This is a genomic window from Bremerella sp. TYQ1 (genome assembly GCF_020150455.1).
GTDB classification, from domain to species: domain Bacteria; phylum Planctomycetota; class Planctomycetia; order Pirellulales; family Pirellulaceae; genus Bremerella; species Bremerella volcania_A.
In genome coordinates this window covers 5,242,156-5,259,286 of record NZ_CP083740.1, presented here as the reverse complement: position 1 = coordinate 5,259,286, position 17,131 = coordinate 5,242,156, and the positions used below count along the sequence as shown (strand labels likewise).

The 17,131-nt window shown below is 53.0% G+C and carries 10 protein-coding genes; 2 read left to right on the top strand and 8 right to left on the bottom strand.

The features are described from left to right. Positions 1-372: 372 nt before the first annotated feature. Positions 373-1,485 carry an HD domain-containing protein gene (locus LA756_RS21405; protein ID WP_224436762.1) on the top strand — a complete coding sequence of 371 codons (1,113 nt, stop codon included), beginning with the start codon at positions 373-375 and terminating at the stop codon, positions 1,483-1,485. Positions 1,486-1,491: 6 nt separating this feature from the next. On the opposite strand, the gene LA756_RS21400 is transcribed toward LA756_RS21405, so the two are convergent. Together LA756_RS21400 and LA756_RS21395 are read right to left on the bottom strand one after the other, a co-directional pair. Then, positions 1,492-3,003: an RNA polymerase sigma factor RpoD/SigA gene (locus LA756_RS21400; protein WP_224436761.1), complete on the bottom strand. Its 1,512-nt coding sequence runs from the start codon at positions 3,001-3,003 to the stop codon at positions 1,492-1,494. A 248-nt stretch (positions 3,004-3,251) separates the two neighbouring features. Next, positions 3,252-4,700 (bottom strand): zf-HC2 domain-containing protein, encoded by a 1,449-nt coding sequence (locus LA756_RS21395; RefSeq protein ID WP_224436760.1) that lies wholly within the window; start codon positions 4,698-4,700, stop codon positions 3,252-3,254. A gap of 470 nt (positions 4,701-5,170) precedes the next feature. Here LA756_RS21395 and LA756_RS21390 point away from each other — a divergent pair, with 470 nt between their 5' ends. After that, a complete protein-coding gene (locus LA756_RS21390; RefSeq protein ID WP_224436759.1) occupies positions 5,171-8,248 on the top strand; it encodes a secretin N-terminal domain-containing protein in 3,078 nt (1,025 codons plus the stop codon). 12 nt (positions 8,249-8,260) lie between these two features. Here LA756_RS21390 and LA756_RS21385 read toward each other — a convergent pair whose 3' ends face one another. The 6 genes from LA756_RS21385 to LA756_RS21360 form a co-directional block, all read right to left on the bottom strand. Next, complete coding sequence (locus LA756_RS21385) at positions 8,261-8,713, bottom strand: thioesterase family protein (RefSeq protein WP_224436758.1); 453 nt, start codon at positions 8,711-8,713, stop codon at positions 8,261-8,263. Positions 8,714-8,761: 48 nt separating this feature from the next. Next, positions 8,762-9,925 carry a DNA topoisomerase IV subunit A gene (locus tag LA756_RS21380; protein ID WP_224436757.1) on the bottom strand — a complete coding sequence of 388 codons (1,164 nt, stop codon included), beginning with the start codon at positions 9,923-9,925 and terminating at the stop codon, positions 8,762-8,764. 117 nt (positions 9,926-10,042) lie between these two features. After that, positions 10,043-11,371 carry an ABC transporter permease gene (locus LA756_RS21375; RefSeq protein WP_224436756.1) on the bottom strand — a complete coding sequence of 443 codons (1,329 nt, stop codon included), beginning with the start codon at positions 11,369-11,371 and terminating at the stop codon, positions 10,043-10,045. 19 nt (positions 11,372-11,390) lie between these two features. Beyond that, positions 11,391-12,134 carry an ABC transporter ATP-binding protein gene (locus LA756_RS21370; protein WP_224436755.1) on the bottom strand — a complete coding sequence of 248 codons (744 nt, stop codon included), beginning with the start codon at positions 12,132-12,134 and terminating at the stop codon, positions 11,391-11,393. Beyond that, positions 12,131-13,909: an HlyD family efflux transporter periplasmic adaptor subunit gene (locus LA756_RS21365; RefSeq protein WP_224436754.1), complete on the bottom strand. Its 1,779-nt coding sequence runs from the start codon at positions 13,907-13,909 to the stop codon at positions 12,131-12,133. Before LA756_RS21365 ends, LA756_RS21370 begins: the two co-directional genes overlap by 4 nt. A 433-nt stretch (positions 13,910-14,342) precedes the next feature. Next, complete coding sequence (locus LA756_RS21360) at positions 14,343-17,123, bottom strand: TolC family protein (protein WP_224436753.1); 2,781 nt, start codon at positions 17,121-17,123, stop codon at positions 14,343-14,345. Positions 17,124-17,131: the final 8 nt, after the last annotated feature.

Here is a 17,131-nt window from a genome sequence, read left to right as displayed (position 1 = left end):
TCCGTGGCGCTGTGATCTCGACCTCCCTCTTCGTTATCTACCGATAAACCACCGAACGGCCCAAAAGTGGTCTTTTGGAACATGTCCCGGGATAACCCCGATTGGGATGTTGCCTCCATAGTCGCCGCGAGGAGCTATCTTGCGGCTGACGTGCGCACCGTTGCCGGCCGGTGATTTGGTTGTCGGGAGAGGGCACCTGGTTGCCGGATCGGCGCGGTGCGACGTAGCCTACCAGACATGCTGACAGCAACGCTTCTATGCGAACCTTTCTTTGTCGCTGGTGTATAATGAGCAGCGTCATTCTGTTGTCGGCCAGGATGCTTTTTCTTTTGTAACTCGCCGACCTGCCAGCGAATTGACTGGCTGTTTCTCATGGCACAACCGTCGAAACTGCGCCGCCAGATTGCCCATCAGGCTGCGCGTCTTTTGTATGATCGTTCGGAGTCGGAGTATTATCAGGCCAAAATGAAAGCGGCCCGACGTGTCCAACGAGGCTGGGTCAAAGAAGCCGACCTGCCAACGAACTCCGAGATTCGTGACGAAGTTCAGTCGATGGCTCGGATGTTTGAAGGGGACACGCGGCTTGATCATCTGCTGGCGATGCGTCTGGAGGGCCTTCGCATGATGCGCCTGCTCGATCGATTTCGCCCCAAGATTGTCGGCAGTGTTCTGACCGGCCATGTTCGCCGCGGATCGGACATCGACTTGCATGTTTTCAGCGATAGCATCTCTTCGGTCACCGCAGCTTTGGAAAACGAAGGGATTCGCTTCGATTTCCAGCGCAAACATGTCAATAAGCCCGGCGCCGCTGGGGTCTATACGCATATCCATGTCCGCGAGGAATATCCTTTCGAGCTAACCGTTCGTGCGACAAAGGATGCCTCGGTCGTTTCGAAAAGTTCGATCACCGGCAAACCTCAAGAGCGAATGACGCTGCCTGAGTTTGAAAAGTTTCTAAAAGACACCTACGACCCGCAGCAATACGAAGAAGGCCTCGCAGCCGTCGAGAATCAAGTAGATCGTTTTCTGCAGTACGAAGCGATGTTACTTCCGCTGGAAAACGTGAAGCAAAACCCTAAGTGGCACCCGGAAGGAGATGCCCTGTACCACAGCTTACAGGTCTTCGACTTAGCCCGAGACCAACTGCCATACGACGAAGAGTTTCTGCTGGCGGCACTGCTGCACGATGTTGGAAAAGCGATTGACCCGCACGACCATGTCGAAGCAGGCCTCGAAGCATTAGGGACCGATATTACCGAGCGAACCCACTGGCTGATCGCTCATCACATGGAAGCACAACTCGTTTTGGATGGCACGATCGGGGCTCGAGCGAAACGACGGCTTAAGGAGTCGGAAGACTACGACGAGCTAATCTTATTGGCCCGTTGCGATCGCGAAGGTCGGCAAGTCGGCGTTGACTGCAGCGAACTGGAAGAGGCAATCGATTATCTGCGTCAGCTTTCGTACGAATGCGACGCCTGGTAACGACAATTACAGCGGAACGGGATCGTCGATCCATTCTTCCAGATGCGCACAAGCACTCGACTTGCGCAACTTTCGAAGGGCGGCGATCTCGATCTGCCGAATTCGTTCTCGCGTGAGCGAAAACGCCTGGCTGACTTCTTCAAGCGTTTGCGTTTTCCCGTCTCGGATACCGTAGCGGCGACAAAGAATCTCTTGCTCGCGTTCGTTAAGTATCCCGAGGACTTTGGCCAACACCTTTTGAATCATTGCATGGCCCGCTTCCGACATAACAGCACCATCCATCGGTGCAGGAAGCATATTCGCGAATTCATCGTCGTCGTTCAGCTTCGCGTCCAGCGACAGCGGTCCTCGCGTCAGCGTATCCGCATGTAAGACATCTTTCTCCGCAACGTTTGCCTGCCGAGCGGTCTCTTCGATCGTTGGATCTCGATTCTCTTTCAGACGAAACTCTGCCTTGGAGGTCAGCACATTTTGAATGCGTTCCTGCATCCGCACAGGGACGCGAATCAACTTGCTCTGATCACCAATTGCCTTCAAAATTGCCTGACGAATCCACCACGTCGCATACGTTGCAAACTTGTAGCCCAGCGATTGATCGAATTTCTCGACGGCACGCATCAAGCCCAAGTTGCCCTCCTGAATGAGGTCGAGAAAGTTCATGCCGCGATTGCGATAGCCCTTGGCAATCGAGACGACCAAACGAAGATTCGCCGCAACAAGCTCCTGCTTCGCCTGGCAATATACCTGGTGGGCTTCTTCGATCTTCGGCCACTGAAACGCCAACGTACCTGGCGTTTCCTGATAAAGCTCGAACAGCTCTATCCCTTCCGGAGAAATGGGCATCGCAAACATACTGTCCGGCGTGTTCACTGCAGACGAGTTCGGCAAATCTAACTGCGTCAGCTTTTCTTCGACCGCGCGATGCCACTGCGGCAAAAACTTTTCTCGCAGGCCAAAGCCTTCCAGAAAGCATGCTGTCGCATGCCGTCGCCGCATGAGACGTTCGATGGCGCGTTGACGCCGCTGAGAAGACTGCTCGTCGACATCCATGGCAACACGAAAGTCGTAACGATTTCGATGAACCGTTTCGGTGAGTTGTTCGATCGCTTCGCGGACTTTGATCAGCAATTGTGCCTTTTGTCCGGCACCCTGGATGGTGACTTCCAGCGTTCGATCAAGACGCCGCGATCCTTCAACCACTTCGACAAGCAGGTCGCAAACCACTGTCGAAACAATTCCGCAGCCGTAGAGACGGCGCAAGTAACTTTGGCGGGCCTCCGATACCCGACACGTTAGCGTTTGCTCTTGCTGTGAAGTAAGTCGCGGAATCTTGCCCATTTCGGCAAGATAAGACCGCAACGCCTCTGGCTCCCAAGATGGCAGCTGGGCTGATCTTTTTTCCGCATCGGCAGTAGCTCGCGGCGTTGATTCGGTGCGGCTTTCTTCAGCGCGAGATGAAGCATGCAGAATCGACCAATCGGTTGAATCCTGCTCGACGCTTTCGCCTCCATAACTCATCTACGACGTTCCCCCGTGCGTTGAAAATCGACATACGGCTTTCACACCGCGAACATCGATGTTTCAACAAGACTCTCCTTCACTCCATTCACAGCATGCTGGCCGGCTACTGGAACGGCGTCGTAATTCTATGCATCAATCGCCTCGAAGAAAGCGATTTTCCCTTCGAATGCCGACACCCGCAGAAAGTCGGGTACGGTTCACCGCAGGCCAAATAGTTCGGCGAACAGTTATTGTTCAACGGTTGATCAAAGTTCCTGCGTTTCGATCGCAAGATAGAGTTCGTATGCGGAAAGACCATTGGGTCCCGCATTTTCAAGCTGAGGTGCAAGAGCTTGATGCTTTTCTTTCAGACGCATCAATTCGCGACCTGCTAGCTGCCCGTTTCCATCGCGGTCGAACTGACTCATCAGCGCGGTGGTTTGATCGTACGTCTTAGGGTTAAGAATTTTCTGTTCCCAGTTTTTCAGTAGCAACTGAATCTGCTCCGACGACAACGCCAACTCCAGTCGCGTCACTTTTCCGTCGCGCGAACGATCGACAAGAGCGTGCCATTGGGCAAGCTGCTGAGCGAGCGATGGCATGCCCTTGGGTGCGAAACGAGCATTCATTGCGAAGTCGTCTTGCGACCAGACACCATCGGCATTGGCATCCAAACGGTACCAAACTTTCCGCATGCTTTCGCTGGTATGCCAACGCGACGAGGCAACCGCCAAATGGAATTCAGCCGTTGAGATCTTTTGATTCATGTCTTGATCGATAACGAACAGCGCTTCTTCACTGAACGCTGGCACAGAGCCTTCGGTCTGCATGAATCGCATCCAGGCTTGCTGAGCTTCCATGTCCGAAACCTGACCATCGTCGTTCAGATCGACCCAAGAGGTGATCTCTTCCAAGACGTCGTCTCGTTGGAAATTAATCAGATCGATACGATCGAGTTCAGGATCTTCCTGAGGATCCAAATTGAATACCGAACGTGCCAATGCGGCAGGGCGAGCCATGCCAACATCAGGCTTTTTCATCTCGCCTGGCTTCGTGCGAACGTTGACTCGAATACCAATCGGACTTCGTTCCATCGATGGATCGTCGGTTGGAACATCCATGATTGGAGCATTGTTTTGCTGTCCGGCCAATTCTTCCACACTTGGGAATGGCGAACGATTACCGTCATTGACTTCTTCGTCAGGCTTCACAGGGTCGCCGACAGGATCGGTCGATGCGACAGCACGATCATCCGGCAGTGTACCTGGCGTAACTTGGGGATCTTGCTGAGCGAGCTTCGGATCTTGGGAAGTCCCAAAGATGCCAGACTGCATCGCAATACCAAGCCCGACAGCCACTAGCAAACAAGCCGCAACCGTAATCCAGATTGAATTGCTGGACGATGACGAACTGCGACGTCGTTGGCTGACCGAAGAGGTTGATCTTTCCGCGACAACCACCGGAGCTGGACGGCCTGACTGGCCATCGACTTGCTGCCGTGCGGCGATCTGAGCGAGAATGTCCTGCGAGAAATCGCGAGGCAACGGCGACTCAGGAATGGTCCTAACGGCGTTCACCGTCTCTACCAATTGGTGGTACCGAGTACGCCATTCTGGTGAATTTTTGAGCGCGGTTTCAATTTGCAAACGTTCCTCGTCCGAAACTTCCCCATCTAGGAAAGCCGAAAGAAGTTCGTCATTTAGCTGCAAACTCATGATACCGTGCCGAAATGCTGGCAAATGTGGAAGCCAGTGAAATCACCTAAAGTCTTTTGCAATAGCAACTTATGCCATGTCGCCCGATCTCAGTCTAGCGAGCCATCGTGTTGCTGAAATGGTAGATGACCTTTTACCGACGAAAGTTCCGCGAAACCATGGCAAAACTTGCGACGTTTTGTGACATGCTTGCGCAAGCAATGCAGACCATTTAAAGCAGCAACTACGTTTTGGCAGCCCTTACCTTAAGTTCTTGCGATTGCCGCACAAGATATCGCGGCGGCAAGAAACCAAAATAGGTCGAGCTTCGTCTTAGATTGTGCCAGATCCCTAAGAGGCATATTAACCTCCCGCATTTTAGGGGAAATAACTGGCAATTTGTTGATCACATTGCACGGTTGAAAGATAATGGCGAGCACATCCTCATAGTGCCAAGGTCTTATCCAAACTCCTTCCATATCGGAAGCCCCATGCCGTTCCGAAATACCTACGCGATTGCTTGTGTAGGCTTCATTACTGCTCTAACGCTTACCGCAGTCCAATCGGAACTTGCTTCCGCGCAAGAAGGAGCGTCTATCAGCCGCGAGGCTGTGCCAGTCGAAATGCATTCAGGCCCTTCAGGCAGGGTTCGTGGTCCCGGACCAAGGCCCAACTCGGAAGGCGCCAAACCGGCTGAAGGTAAACCCAATCCGATGCCCGAAGGCGAAAACCCCGACGAGAAAAAAGGGGACGCGAAGCCGACGGACAATCCGATGGGCGAGAACAAAGGCCCCATTCAACGCAAAGATGATCCGGCCGAGCCTGCCGATCCAGAAGAACTGAAAGTACGCCCAGACGAAAAAGGAATGGTGCGGTTCAACTTCCGCGGCCAAGCCTGGCCTGATGTGCTCGATTGGTTGGCCGATATTTCCAACGCCAGCTTGGATTGGCAAGAGCTGCCAGGCGACTATCTCAATCTCACAACGCAGCGTGCCTATTCAGTTGATGAAGTTCGTGACCTGATCAACGAACGCCTCATGACGCGCGGGTACACCATTTTGAAGCAGCAAGAAGGGCTTGTTGTCGCCAAGCTGGAAGGCTTGAACCCGGCCCGCGTTCCCCGAGTTCACCCGGAAGATCTACGATATCGCGATACGCACGAGTTCGTAAAAGTCTCTTTTCCGCTGAGCTGGCTGCTTGCCGAAGATGCTGTTGAAGAGCTGAAACCGATGTTGAGCAAGCACGGGGCGATGTCGGCGTTGGCAACCTCGAATCGCCTTGAAGTGCTCGACGTAGTTTCCAATCTTCGTGAGATTCAGCATGTCCTACAGGAGGAACAATCGTCCGAAGTCCGTTCGTCGAAAGTTCACGAGTTCTACCTTCGCTATACACGAGCCGAAGATGTGATGACCCAGCTTCAATCGCTGCTAGGTATCAGTAAATCAGGCGGTGGCGGCGGTGGCATGATGAACCCGCAAATGATGCAGCAGGTGCAACAAATGCAGCAGCAGATGATGCAGCAAATGCAGCAACAGCAAAACTCCGGCAACAAATCGCGCCGCCGTCCCAGTGGAAACGATGAAATCCACCTGGTCATTAATTCGCGGCAAAACAGCATCATCGCGAACGCTCCGCCTGATAAGTTGGTCGTGATTGCGGAAGCGGTGAAGATGTTTGATGTGCCTCCGCAACCAGGGGCGACTGTCGGGGCTAATTTCCAGCGAGTGAAAGTTTATCGCCTGGCTCAGCTCGATCCGAAAGCCCTTCAAGCGATGCTGCTTCAAGCAGGCAATCTCGATCCGTCGACGCAGTTAGTGACCGATGACAAAAACAAAGCGTTGATTGCCTACGCGACTCCCGCAGATCAGATCACCATCGAATCTTTAATCAGCAAGCTCGACGGCACCGGACGGCAGTTTAAAGTCATTCGTCTGCGGCGACTTCAAGCCGATTACGTCGCAGGCTCGATTCAATTCATGATGGGTAGCGAAGAAGAGGAAGACGACAATAACTCTCGTCGCGGCGGCTACTACTCGTTTTATGGCTACGGGCGTCAACAGGAAGAAGAAAAGAGTAAGGATAAATTCCGTGTCGATGCCGACGTAGTAAACAATCGGCTTCTGCTCTGGGCGAATGAAATCGAGCTGGAATCGGTCGAGAACTTATTGGTTCAACTCGGCGAAATCCCTGCCGGTGGTTTGGCAGAAAGAAGCAAACTACGCTCACTCGATTTTGGTTCCAGCGAGTCGGCCGAAGAGATGCTGAAAAAGCTCAAAGAGGTCTGGCCCCAAATTTCTTCCGCCCCACTCAAAGTCGAAACAGCCAAGCCGAAGGAAAAGAACACCTCAGAAGCCAAGCCTACTGAGAAAAAGCCTTCAGAGAAAACGAAAACGACAGAGCCTGAAAAAGACAGCTCGGTATCGCATCGTCCCAAAATTCATGTCCCGGTACACTTGGCCGCGGTCATGCAGAATGAAGCTGAGGAAGTCACCGAAGAAACATCCGATGCCCCAAGCGAAAAGCTGGAGGGCCTTTCTCAGGAAGAGTTGATGCAGCGTTATTTCCCAGACGAATCCCCCGCAAAAGACTCTGACGGGGCCACATCGGACAAGCCTGTAGTAATTCAAGTCGACGAAAACGGTCGGGTGACAATTGCCTCCGACAACCCCGCCGCACTCGACTTGCTGGAAGATGTACTCGCCGAAATCACTCCACCGCCCAAAGAATACGAGGTTTTCGAACTGAAGCATGCTCCCGCACTCTATGTTCGGTGGAACCTGGAAGACTTCTTCGAGGAAGAGGAAGAAGAGGAGAGCTCTGTCCCTTGGTTCTGGAGCATGGACCGTGACGACAACAAAGACGACTCACGGCGGCTTTCCCAGCGGGCCCCGATCAAGTTTCTCTCCGATGCGGACACGAATACGATCCTGGTCCAAAACGCGAGCACCGAGCAACTGGCAACCATCCGCGAATTGATCAAGCTTTACGACAAGCCGGAGCCTGTCGTTGAAGAAGCGAAACGTCTCAACGCAACTTATGCGGTGCGTTACTCTCGAGCCTCCGCAATTGCGGAATCGGTCAAAGAAGTCTTTCGAGATCTGCTGTCTTCCAATGACAAATCGCTTCAAGCACCTCAGCAGCAAAATGGAGATCGTGATCGCGATGACCGATCAGCGGCAAGCTTGCTGCCTCGCAGTGGCTCGGCTTTCAACGGCAAGCTTTCCATTGGCGTAGACGACATCTCAAACACGCTGCTGATTTCGACCGAAGGCGAAAGCTTGATGAAGCTCGTCATGGACATGGTCAAACGAATCGACGAAGCCGCCAAGCCAGTTTCGACGGTTCGAATCGTGAATCTTAAGACGGGGATTGGCGGCGACAAAATGCGGGAACTGCTCAATCGCCTTTTAGAAAAGCAAGACCCGCAACAGCTTCAGCAGCAACAACAGCAGCCCAATCCCAATGGCCAGCCGAACGGCAACGTTCAACCCAATCTCCAAGGCAACGGTGGCCCCCAAAATTGGCAGCAAGCTCGTGAACGCCGACGTGGCCGCAACAACGATGATTAAGCCTGAAGGCGACTAAAGTTCGCGGCCTTCTGTCTTAGTTATCAGCTGGCGAACTTCATCGGGAATAACAATTGGCCGCTGGTTGGCGTAATCGAAATAAACGACGCCTGACTCGCCATCAGCCACGATGTGCTGCTGTTTGACGCTGTAGACGACATGCTCGACTTTCATACTGGTGCCGCCCAACTTCACCATCCGTGCACCAATCAACACTTCGTCGGGATAGCGCAGTTGCTTGCGATAATTGCAGTGGACCGAAGCCAAAATTGGCCCACAGTCGGTCGCTTCCATGATGGGATTGAGACCGGACACTTCCAAGTAACGAACTCGAGAGGTCTCAAACCAACGCAAGTAAACAATGTTGTTCACATGCTGAAACGAGTCCATGTCTCCCCATTGAACTGGTACTTTGGCAACGGCCGGAAAGTCTGCGAGTTCAGCAGGTAAGTCATTTCGATCAATCATGCGTACTCATTGTTTCTGTTGATGGACTTCGTCGGAGCCGGAAATCAATTAGTCAAGCCAAGAGCGTTCTGCCAGGCGAGCCGGAACGTACTCTTCAGTAACGTAACTCACCCCTTGGCTAATCAACGCTTCCACTTCCAACTTAAAGCCGTTTTCGAGCATCTTCTGGATTTCCTTTTGCCAAGTCTTTTTATGCTCGAACCAGGGATAGCTGGCAATTTGTTTGGCTCGCTTGCGATCAGAATCGTTCAACGCGATCTGAACACTTGGCGAAAGATTGCAGCGTTCATAGTCGATCGACCGCAGCCCGATGAACTTGGCATCCGGAACAGCCATCCGTTTTGACTCGTAAGCCAGATTGATCGACCCTTGCTTGATCACGCTGTAGATGTAATACCCCCAGGGATCATTATCGAGCACGCAGTAAATCGGCAGGTTCAATTCGTTATTCAAACGAGACAGAAGCCGGCGAACACCACGAGATGGCTGACCGCCGCCGTGCGTCAAGATACAGTTGTGCGTTCTCCAGAACTTGTCTTCGTTGAAACGCTGCCAGACCGTACCTTTTTCGACATGCAGGACAAAATCGGCTTCGCACTTTACAAACTCGATCGTTTCCGGCTCGACGATCGATGGAATCCCGTAGCCGCCGCTCCCCATCCGCGAACAGTCGATCTCGTCCCCTTTGTCACGTAGGACAATGTTGCCGACCATGTCCCCTTTCTTTTGGGCGTACAAGTGCAACTCCTCGCGAAGGACGTTCAGCAAGACCTCGACGTCTTCGATAATCGGATCGCTTTCGGCCTGATCAGCAAATGTCTCTTCCTTCGTCCCAGCGATGGTATGCTTGAGCAGGTAATAGAGACCTCGAATGCTGGTCGACTTGCCTTCTTCGATCAGCCTCTTGCAGCCGCTGCCAACCAGCATGGTCTGCATATAGCTTTTGGCCTGGTTCAAGTTGAACAACTGCCGACCGGTCGTGTTCTTTCCCATCTCGATGATACGCTGCGATTTGTTGTATCGCACGTTCGAGAGGCTTCGTGTCGGAATGTCCATCTTCGGATCACGGACACGACCAGCTGCCGCCACCACGCTGTCGGCCAAACCGACCAACTGCTTCATGGTGTAGACATCTTTTTTGCTAAGATCAACCTTCCCCTTGGTTTCCGTCTTGGGTGCCGCCTTCTTCTTGGGGGCTTTCTTCTTGGCCATCCGCTGCCGCCTGATCGTATGAAACTGTGGAACTTAGAGAAAATATCCGTATCGCGAAGAACGTATCAGGATACCGAACTTCGGCGGATGAGAGAATGGGCATCTAAGGGGATGCCGTTAGTTGGCGGCTCGCAGCGCTTCGATCGGATCGAGATCTGCCGCACGACTTGCCGGATAGAGCCCAAAGACGACCCCGACGACCACGGAGATACCGAACGCCAATGGAATCGATAGTGGCACGATCTGAGGTCGCACGTCGCGGATCGAGTCTGGTAACTGGGCCACCATCGCAGGATCGTACGAATTGGCCAGGAATCGAGCAAAATCGACCGCTGGAATACACAACAAACCGCCCAACACCCCAGTCAGCCCACCCACCACCGATAGCACAATGGTTTCAACGAGGAACTGGCGAATGATATCCCCCCGTTTGGCCCCCAAGGCTCGGCGAATACCAATTTCGCGCGTACGCTCGGTGACCGTTGCCAGCATGATATTCATGATGCCGATACCACCCACCAACAGCGAGATCGCAGCGATCAGGCCCATGAATACCATAAACATGAATTTGGTCTGCCGGGCCTGCTCCAGCAGTTCTAGCGGAACAACCACCGAAACATCACGCATCGTGTTGTGATGCTCGAGACTTTCCCGAACTAATTCGGCCGTGTTCATGACTTGTTCCGACTCGGCGATCTTCAGCGTGACCTGATTGAGTTCGACGATTTCGCTTGAAAACGTTCCCCCTTCGATCGTCACAATATGATCTCCGATCCGCTGCCACAGCGTACTGATCGGTACGTAAACATCCTTGTCGAACGATTGCCCAGACAAACTACCACCGACAGCGGCGGTTGCAGCCTTCGGTTTCAGCACCCCGACAACTGTGTAGATGTCGTCGTTCACATGAACCGTTTTGCCGATTGGCTTTTCAAAACCAAACAGCGTGTCGGCGACTTCGGCAGCCAACACGCAGACGTTCGACTTTTCTTCGACTTCGACATCGGTAATGAAGTGACCTCGGCGAGGTTGAACTTCCAGATGATTCAACCGTGCATAGGCCGGCGTGCACCCGACAAGACGCCCATGAATTTGATTCGGTCCACGACGGAACTGACGTCGAATCTCGCGAATTGGTGTTGCCGTCTCGACCGAGTGCAGCGTTTCATCTAAGAGCTTCCAGTCGTCCCGCTTCAAGCCATACGTCAGCGGCCCGCGTTGTTCGGACATCGCTTCCGAAGGAGGCTTCACGGTGCGAACGATAATGTTCTCGGCGCCCAGTTTTTCAATTTGCTGCTGAGCCTTTGCGCTTATTCCTTCGCTGATTGCTAACAGCCAGATCACGCTTGCGACGCCGATGAAAATACCAAGAATCGTCAGCAGCGACCGCATCGGGTGCAGCAGCAGACTTTTGATTCCAAGTTTCCAAATTCGTAGCCCAAGCATGGGAAAGCGTTCCTCGGCGTTACATCAAATTCAATGCTGAAGTGTCCATCGTCCCCACGGCGTTGGCCGAGCGTCGGTCTTCGACCTGGCGATCCTCTTGAATCCCACCGTCCATCAGACGAATGGCCCGCTTGGCATGCTGCGACACATCATCTTCGTGGGTGACCAGGATGATGGTTCGTCCTTGATCATTGAGCGTTTCAAACAGCTGCAGGATTTCCTCGGTCGTTCGCGAGTCGAGGTTACCCGTCGGTTCGTCGGCAAGGATATAGTCAGGGTTATTGATCAGGCTTCGCGCTACAGCAACACGCTGTTGCTGCCCCCCGGAAAGCTGCGTCGGTCGATGCCCCATTCGGTCGCCGAGCCCTACCATGCGTGCCAATTCCCGGGCTCGTTTGTGATCCGCCGCGGTGACTTGCCCGCGATAGAACAACGGCACCTCGATGTTCTCGATCACCGTCAACTGTTGAATTAAGTTGTAAGACTGAAAGACGAAACCAATGCGAGAGGCACGCAGCTGCGAAAGCTGATCGTCGGTCAGCGTGCTTGTGTCACGGCCACCCAGGACAACTTGTCCCGAGGTAGGACGATCGAGACACCCCAGCATGTTCAGCAAGGTACTCTTGCCGGAGCCGGAAGTTCCCATGATGGAAACGTAGTCACCCTCGGGAACATCAAAATTAATCCCTCGCAGTGCGTGAACCGTTTCGCCTTTGAGGTGGTAGATCTTCTTGAGGTCAACTACGCGCGTGGCGTAATTCACTGAGCGCCTCCCACAGGTTGTGGCGACTGATCCTCTGCAATGCGGACAGGATCTTCCTCAAGGGCTTCGTTGGAGCTCGTTGCCGCAATCAATTCTTCGCGTTGAACTTGTCCGTCGCCATTTTGATCAGCGCTGACATATTGTTCACCACCGTTGGCCGAGAGTTCCTCGGTCGAGAGGATTCCGTCGTTGTTCGCATCAAAGTTTTGCAAAACTTTGTCAACCAGCTGCGTGCCCTGATTAGCAGGGCCTGATTCCCCAGGGCTTTTCTGCGGACCACTTTCGCTAGGGGCACCGTTAGCGTCATCTTGAGGATTCAACTGTTCAGGCGAAAGCTCTGGCATCTCGACCGAGTCAACCAAGCGTCGCGGGCTCAACGAGACGAACTCGCCTTGCTTTAAACCACCGTTGATCACGACAAATCGATTGTTGTTCGACCCAACGTCGACTTTGCGTGGCTCGATCTCTTCGCCGGCTCGAACCATACAGTAGTAGTCGTCGCCGTAAGGGAAGACCGCTTGAACAGGTACCATCAATACGTTGTCTTGCTTTTCAACATGAATGGCCACGTTTGCCGTCAAACCTGGCTTGATCTGCCGTGGCGTTCCGTCGATGGTCACCACTGCAGCGTAACGCTTGACCTGAGCTCCGAAACGACTGATCGGTTCCGGGTATTCGTTCACCTTAGTGACCGTACCGGCAAGCGACACGCCATCGAAAGCATCAAGCGTGATGGTCGCCTTCATGCCGGCGTCGACCAGTGCGACACGCGATTCGTTGATCAGAACGTGAACCTGCATCGCGCTGTAGTCCGGCAGTCGAATAATCGTTTGGCGTTCACGAACCGAAGAACCTGGCTCGACAATGAACTCCGATGCTTCACGGTTACCACGTTCGTTGGCGTAAACAACTTGGCCTGACGCTGGAGCAGTGATCGTGCAGTTCTTGATTTGTTCAAGGAAAAAGTCGAGTCGTTTCTGCTCGATCGAGTTTCGTTCTTTGGCCGATTCGAGATCCGCCTTGGCGACACCGATCGCGCTTTCCAGCTCTTTGATCTTCTTTTCCTTGGTCTGCTCGATGAGAACTTGCAACTTCAGCTTGGCATTATCGCGTTCGAGTTCGGCCTTACGAACGGCAAACTTATCACCTTCCAACTGCAGCGAAGTCACGAAGCCTTTCGCAGCGAGACGCGAACTGTAAGCGTAGTATTCTTCAGCACGGCGGAGCGTTTCCTCGGCGAAGGTGATTTCCGCTTCCAGCTCTTGCTTCTCTTGGACAAACAGCCCATCGACGTATTCCTTCATCGCAATCTGAGCGGCTTCCAACTCGTTCTGGGCTTTGGACAAACCAGCCACCGAGCCACTAAGATCGAGACGCTGCAGCTTGGCTTCTTCTTCAAGTGCCGCAGAATCGAGACGAACCAGCACGTCGCCTGGCTCGACCATTTTGCCTTCTTCGATCACCCACAAGATTTCAAAGCTGTTGAGATCACGATAGCCTCGAACGACCGACATCACGTCGACGTTTCGGGCGCTCTCGACTTCACCCTTCTCAACGACATCGTGGACAAAGTTTCCCAGCGAAGCCTGATGGAACATTTCGTCTTCGATGACAGGGGCTTTTTTGCCGCTGGAATAGAAGTAGTATCCTGCGGCCCCAGCAATCACGAGACATACAACGGCCGCCTTCGCAAAATAGCCACGCCGGGCGCGACGATTGCGAGAAGTGGCGAAACCTCGAGATAAACAAAGCGAACTAGACGTATTGCTAGCCATGGACATTTCTCAACGAAGGTAGGATGCATGGACCTAACCATGGATTTCCATGCACAAAATCAATAGAAGGATGGGAGTGCGCCAGGTGGGCACATTTCATTCTATCAAACAACGGACAAATGATCACCTCTAAAATTCGGCAATTCTGCACGAACCCCCACCCCTAAACCATTGTCTAGAAGTGAGTTACCGAAATTCAAAGCGACGGATCACCGCCTCGTGGTTATTGATCGACTCCCGAAGTACTTCACCGAGATATAACCCCGCGAAGTGACAAAAGATTCTCTCACCTTCGAAAAGATTGTTAAAACGGCTATCAGTTTATTAACTAACGTGAGCAATAGCCATCATTTAGGTACAACGGTCGGCTCTCATTAAACCAGGAGGCATACGCCAAATAGGTAACCAGGGTAGCCGCCGCTTTCGGAGCGAACTACTTCGGTGGCTCTAAATTTGGCATCAAAGGTTGGGCTTCTGCTGGTTGAAGCCCTTCCGCCGGAGGTGGCAACTCGACTGGGGGTGCTCCCTCCATTTCGAGTGGCCCAAGCTCTTGGGGCGTGTTGATATCTTCCGGAACGCCTGAGTCGAGATCCGACATTTCCGACAGCTCGGGAATCTCATGATCAAGCTGCATTTCCTGTAGCTTATCTTCCCAGTAAGAACCTTCGATCGGGCCTGGATCGACCCAGATGCCCCGCTCATCCAGCTGAACGGTCCCCATATCGATGTCGAGACCACGTCGTAAGACTTCGTAATTCACGCCGACCGAAAGGAAGTCGTTCTGGGCGGAAAGCAAACTATCCAACGCATTCAACAAGTCACGAGCTGTACTCGAGTCGAACTGCTGATTGTTTTGATTCGGCTTCGCTGGTTCCTGCAGGCGAAGCTGTGTTCGTTCGACCTGAGCGATAGCCACTTGCACCGCAGCACGACGCAGTTCGAAGTTGATTCGGTTCAGATCAAGCGTTCGGATCGTGTCGCGAAGCCCCTGGCTGATAAAGTCACGGAATTGATAGTAATCGCGACGCGTCCGCTGATATTGAATCTGAGCTCGTCGATAGTTATTCCGCTCAACCAATCGCGTCAGAGGAGCATCCCATTCGAGACCTGCTCGTAGGCGGCCATTGTCGCTGTTGAACTTTACAGGGTTGTCACCGATGTTGCCTAGTTCGCCGGTGAAGACGATGTCGAGATCACTCATCAAGTCGTTAGCGACGACCTGAATATTTCGCCAGGAATCGACATACGCGGCTTGAGCATTCATCCAATCAAGCCGGTAAACCCGGGCAACATCCAAGGCCGTTTCCGAGGAGATATCAACAGGGACCAACGTAACCGTTTCGGCTCGAGCTCGGGCCTGAACGAGCGACAATCCAAGCACATCGGAAATGAGTGTTGTGATTTCGTCTGGCACCGGATCGAATACCGCAAGACGTGCTTCTTCATATAACTGTTTCGACGGAAGCGAAGGGCCATTTTGAATCAGCTGTCCGACGTTTTGATTGATTTGATCGAGAATCGTGTTGTGCTGAGCAAACCGAACCTTCAAGTCGGACAAAACGTCGCGCAACTGGGGCGGCAATTCCTCCAAACGCTTGGTACTCAACACGCCGCCTGAGACGGTTTCGTCCTGAACGTTTTCGCTATAGCCGGCCAACTTGTCGGTAATCTCTCCCAGGTCCTCGATTCGACTCGGCAACGCAGCCTCCAATCGATCAACATCTTGCTCGACCAAGGGAAAGAAGTCTTCCTCAACCAATTGCAGGATGACCTTCAACTGCTGAGTAAGCGTTTGCACAGCCTTCAAACGAGCTTCGACTTGTTCGTCCCAAACCAAAACCGGCTCAGGCTGATTCGGATCGAGCTGCTCAGGGTCAGGCAAGACTTCGATAATCGAGTTACCTACGGTGATTTGAATATCGTTCAGCTTATTAGTTACCGGGGTAAACGCCGGATCGATCAAGTTGAACTGGTCAAAGAATGGATCACGTTCCAGCTGAATGTTTAACTCCGGCGGAAGCCCCATGTCGATTTTGAATTGATCGAGCGAGTTCGCCAGCGTTGTTTTGTTCGAGAGCAACGAACTTTGCGTTTGGAACAGCGACTGACGTGTCAGCTCGACTTGGAACGAGTCGATTCGCCCCGCTTCAAACAATGCTTCCAGCTGAGCCAGGCTGCTGCGTAGCGAGGCGATGTTGCTTTCCTGGTTACGAATCGTTTGTTGACGCTGCAGCAATCCATAGTAGCCGCCGGCTCCGAACGAACCAGTCGGTCCGGTCGATGGAACGCCACCACTAAACGGAGGCCCGGATGTTAAACCACGACCGGCAACGATATCGAGATAGAACGCCTGATTGAATCGCTCCATGTCACGCACCGAAGCCAAGAGATCACGTTCCTGTTGGGTTAGATTTTCGAGAACCACCTTGCGTCCGCCCCCACGCAAAAGTGGTTGAACAAGCGAAAAGTCGATCAGGCTATTCACCGAATCGGTATTCGGCCCTGAGAACTCCCACATCATGCTGTTCGCAAAACCAACGACCAATTGGCCACCCGTCGCAAACAGTTTTTCCATCTGAATGCTGCGTGTATTGGCTTCCAGAAGACTTGACGAGTCACCGCCGCCGCGGACAGGACCGTCGGCCGTATAGAAGACTTCATAACCACCGAAGAACTGAGCATCAAACCGGAAACGCTCGAAGCTCACATCCAATGCGGAAAGGTACAGATCTTCCAATTCCCGTTGATAGGTAGGCGAATTGACCCTGGCGATCTCGACAGCGCGATCGACATTCAAGACCAAGTCTCCTTCTTCACTGAGCGGCAAATAAGCCATCCAGTTGGGGTTGGCGACTTCGTCAGTCACGCCATCTTTTTCCCAGCCCCAGTAGGCATCTTTGTGATCGACCACGTGCATGTACTGATTCGAGGCCGGATCGTCCAGTGGCATCGGCGGACAATCAGGATTGAACGGATCGAACATCCGAGATTCAGGACTTGGCTCGATCGTGATCCGATCGAGATGCCACCGTGGGTCTTGGTTTTTCTCGGTGACCAGCATGTAGGCTTCGTCATCTGCTTGAATGCGATAGAAGCCCGGGGAGTGGCAGCCCACAACAAACAACGCACTCATTAAAAGCATCAAGGCGATCCAGCACGAAGGCTGAGCCGTGCGGCGGAGTGCGGTACGATTTCGATTGGTTTTGATTCGCATGCTGGCCC

Bases quoted from the DNA above. Each gene is read 5' to 3' on its own strand.
- LA756_RS21385 (WP_224436758.1), bottom strand. From the start codon at position 8,713: ATGATTGATCGAAATGACTTACCTGCTGAACTCGCAGACTTTCCGGCC.
- LA756_RS21380 (WP_224436757.1), bottom strand. From the start codon at position 9,925: ATGGCCAAGAAGAAAGCCCCCAAGAAGAAGGCGGCACCCAAGACGGAA.
- LA756_RS21395 (WP_224436760.1), bottom strand. From the start codon at position 4,700: ATGAGTTTGCAGCTAAATGACGAACTTCTTTCGGCTTTCCTAGATGGG.
- LA756_RS21360 (WP_224436753.1), bottom strand. From the start codon at position 17,123: ATGCGAATCAAAACCAATCGAAATCGTACCGCACTCCGCCGCACGGCT.
- LA756_RS21400 (WP_224436761.1), bottom strand. From the start codon at position 3,003: ATGAGTTATGGAGGCGAAAGCGTCGAGCAGGATTCAACCGATTGGTCG.
- LA756_RS21375 (WP_224436756.1), bottom strand. From the start codon at position 11,371: ATGCTTGGGCTACGAATTTGGAAACTTGGAATCAAAAGTCTGCTGCTG.
- LA756_RS21390 (WP_224436759.1), top strand. From the start codon at position 5,171: ATGCCGTTCCGAAATACCTACGCGATTGCTTGTGTAGGCTTCATTACT.
- LA756_RS21405 (WP_224436762.1), top strand. From the start codon at position 373: ATGGCACAACCGTCGAAACTGCGCCGCCAGATTGCCCATCAGGCTGCG.
- LA756_RS21365 (WP_224436754.1), bottom strand. From the start codon at position 13,909: ATGGCTAGCAATACGTCTAGTTCGCTTTGTTTATCTCGAGGTTTCGCC.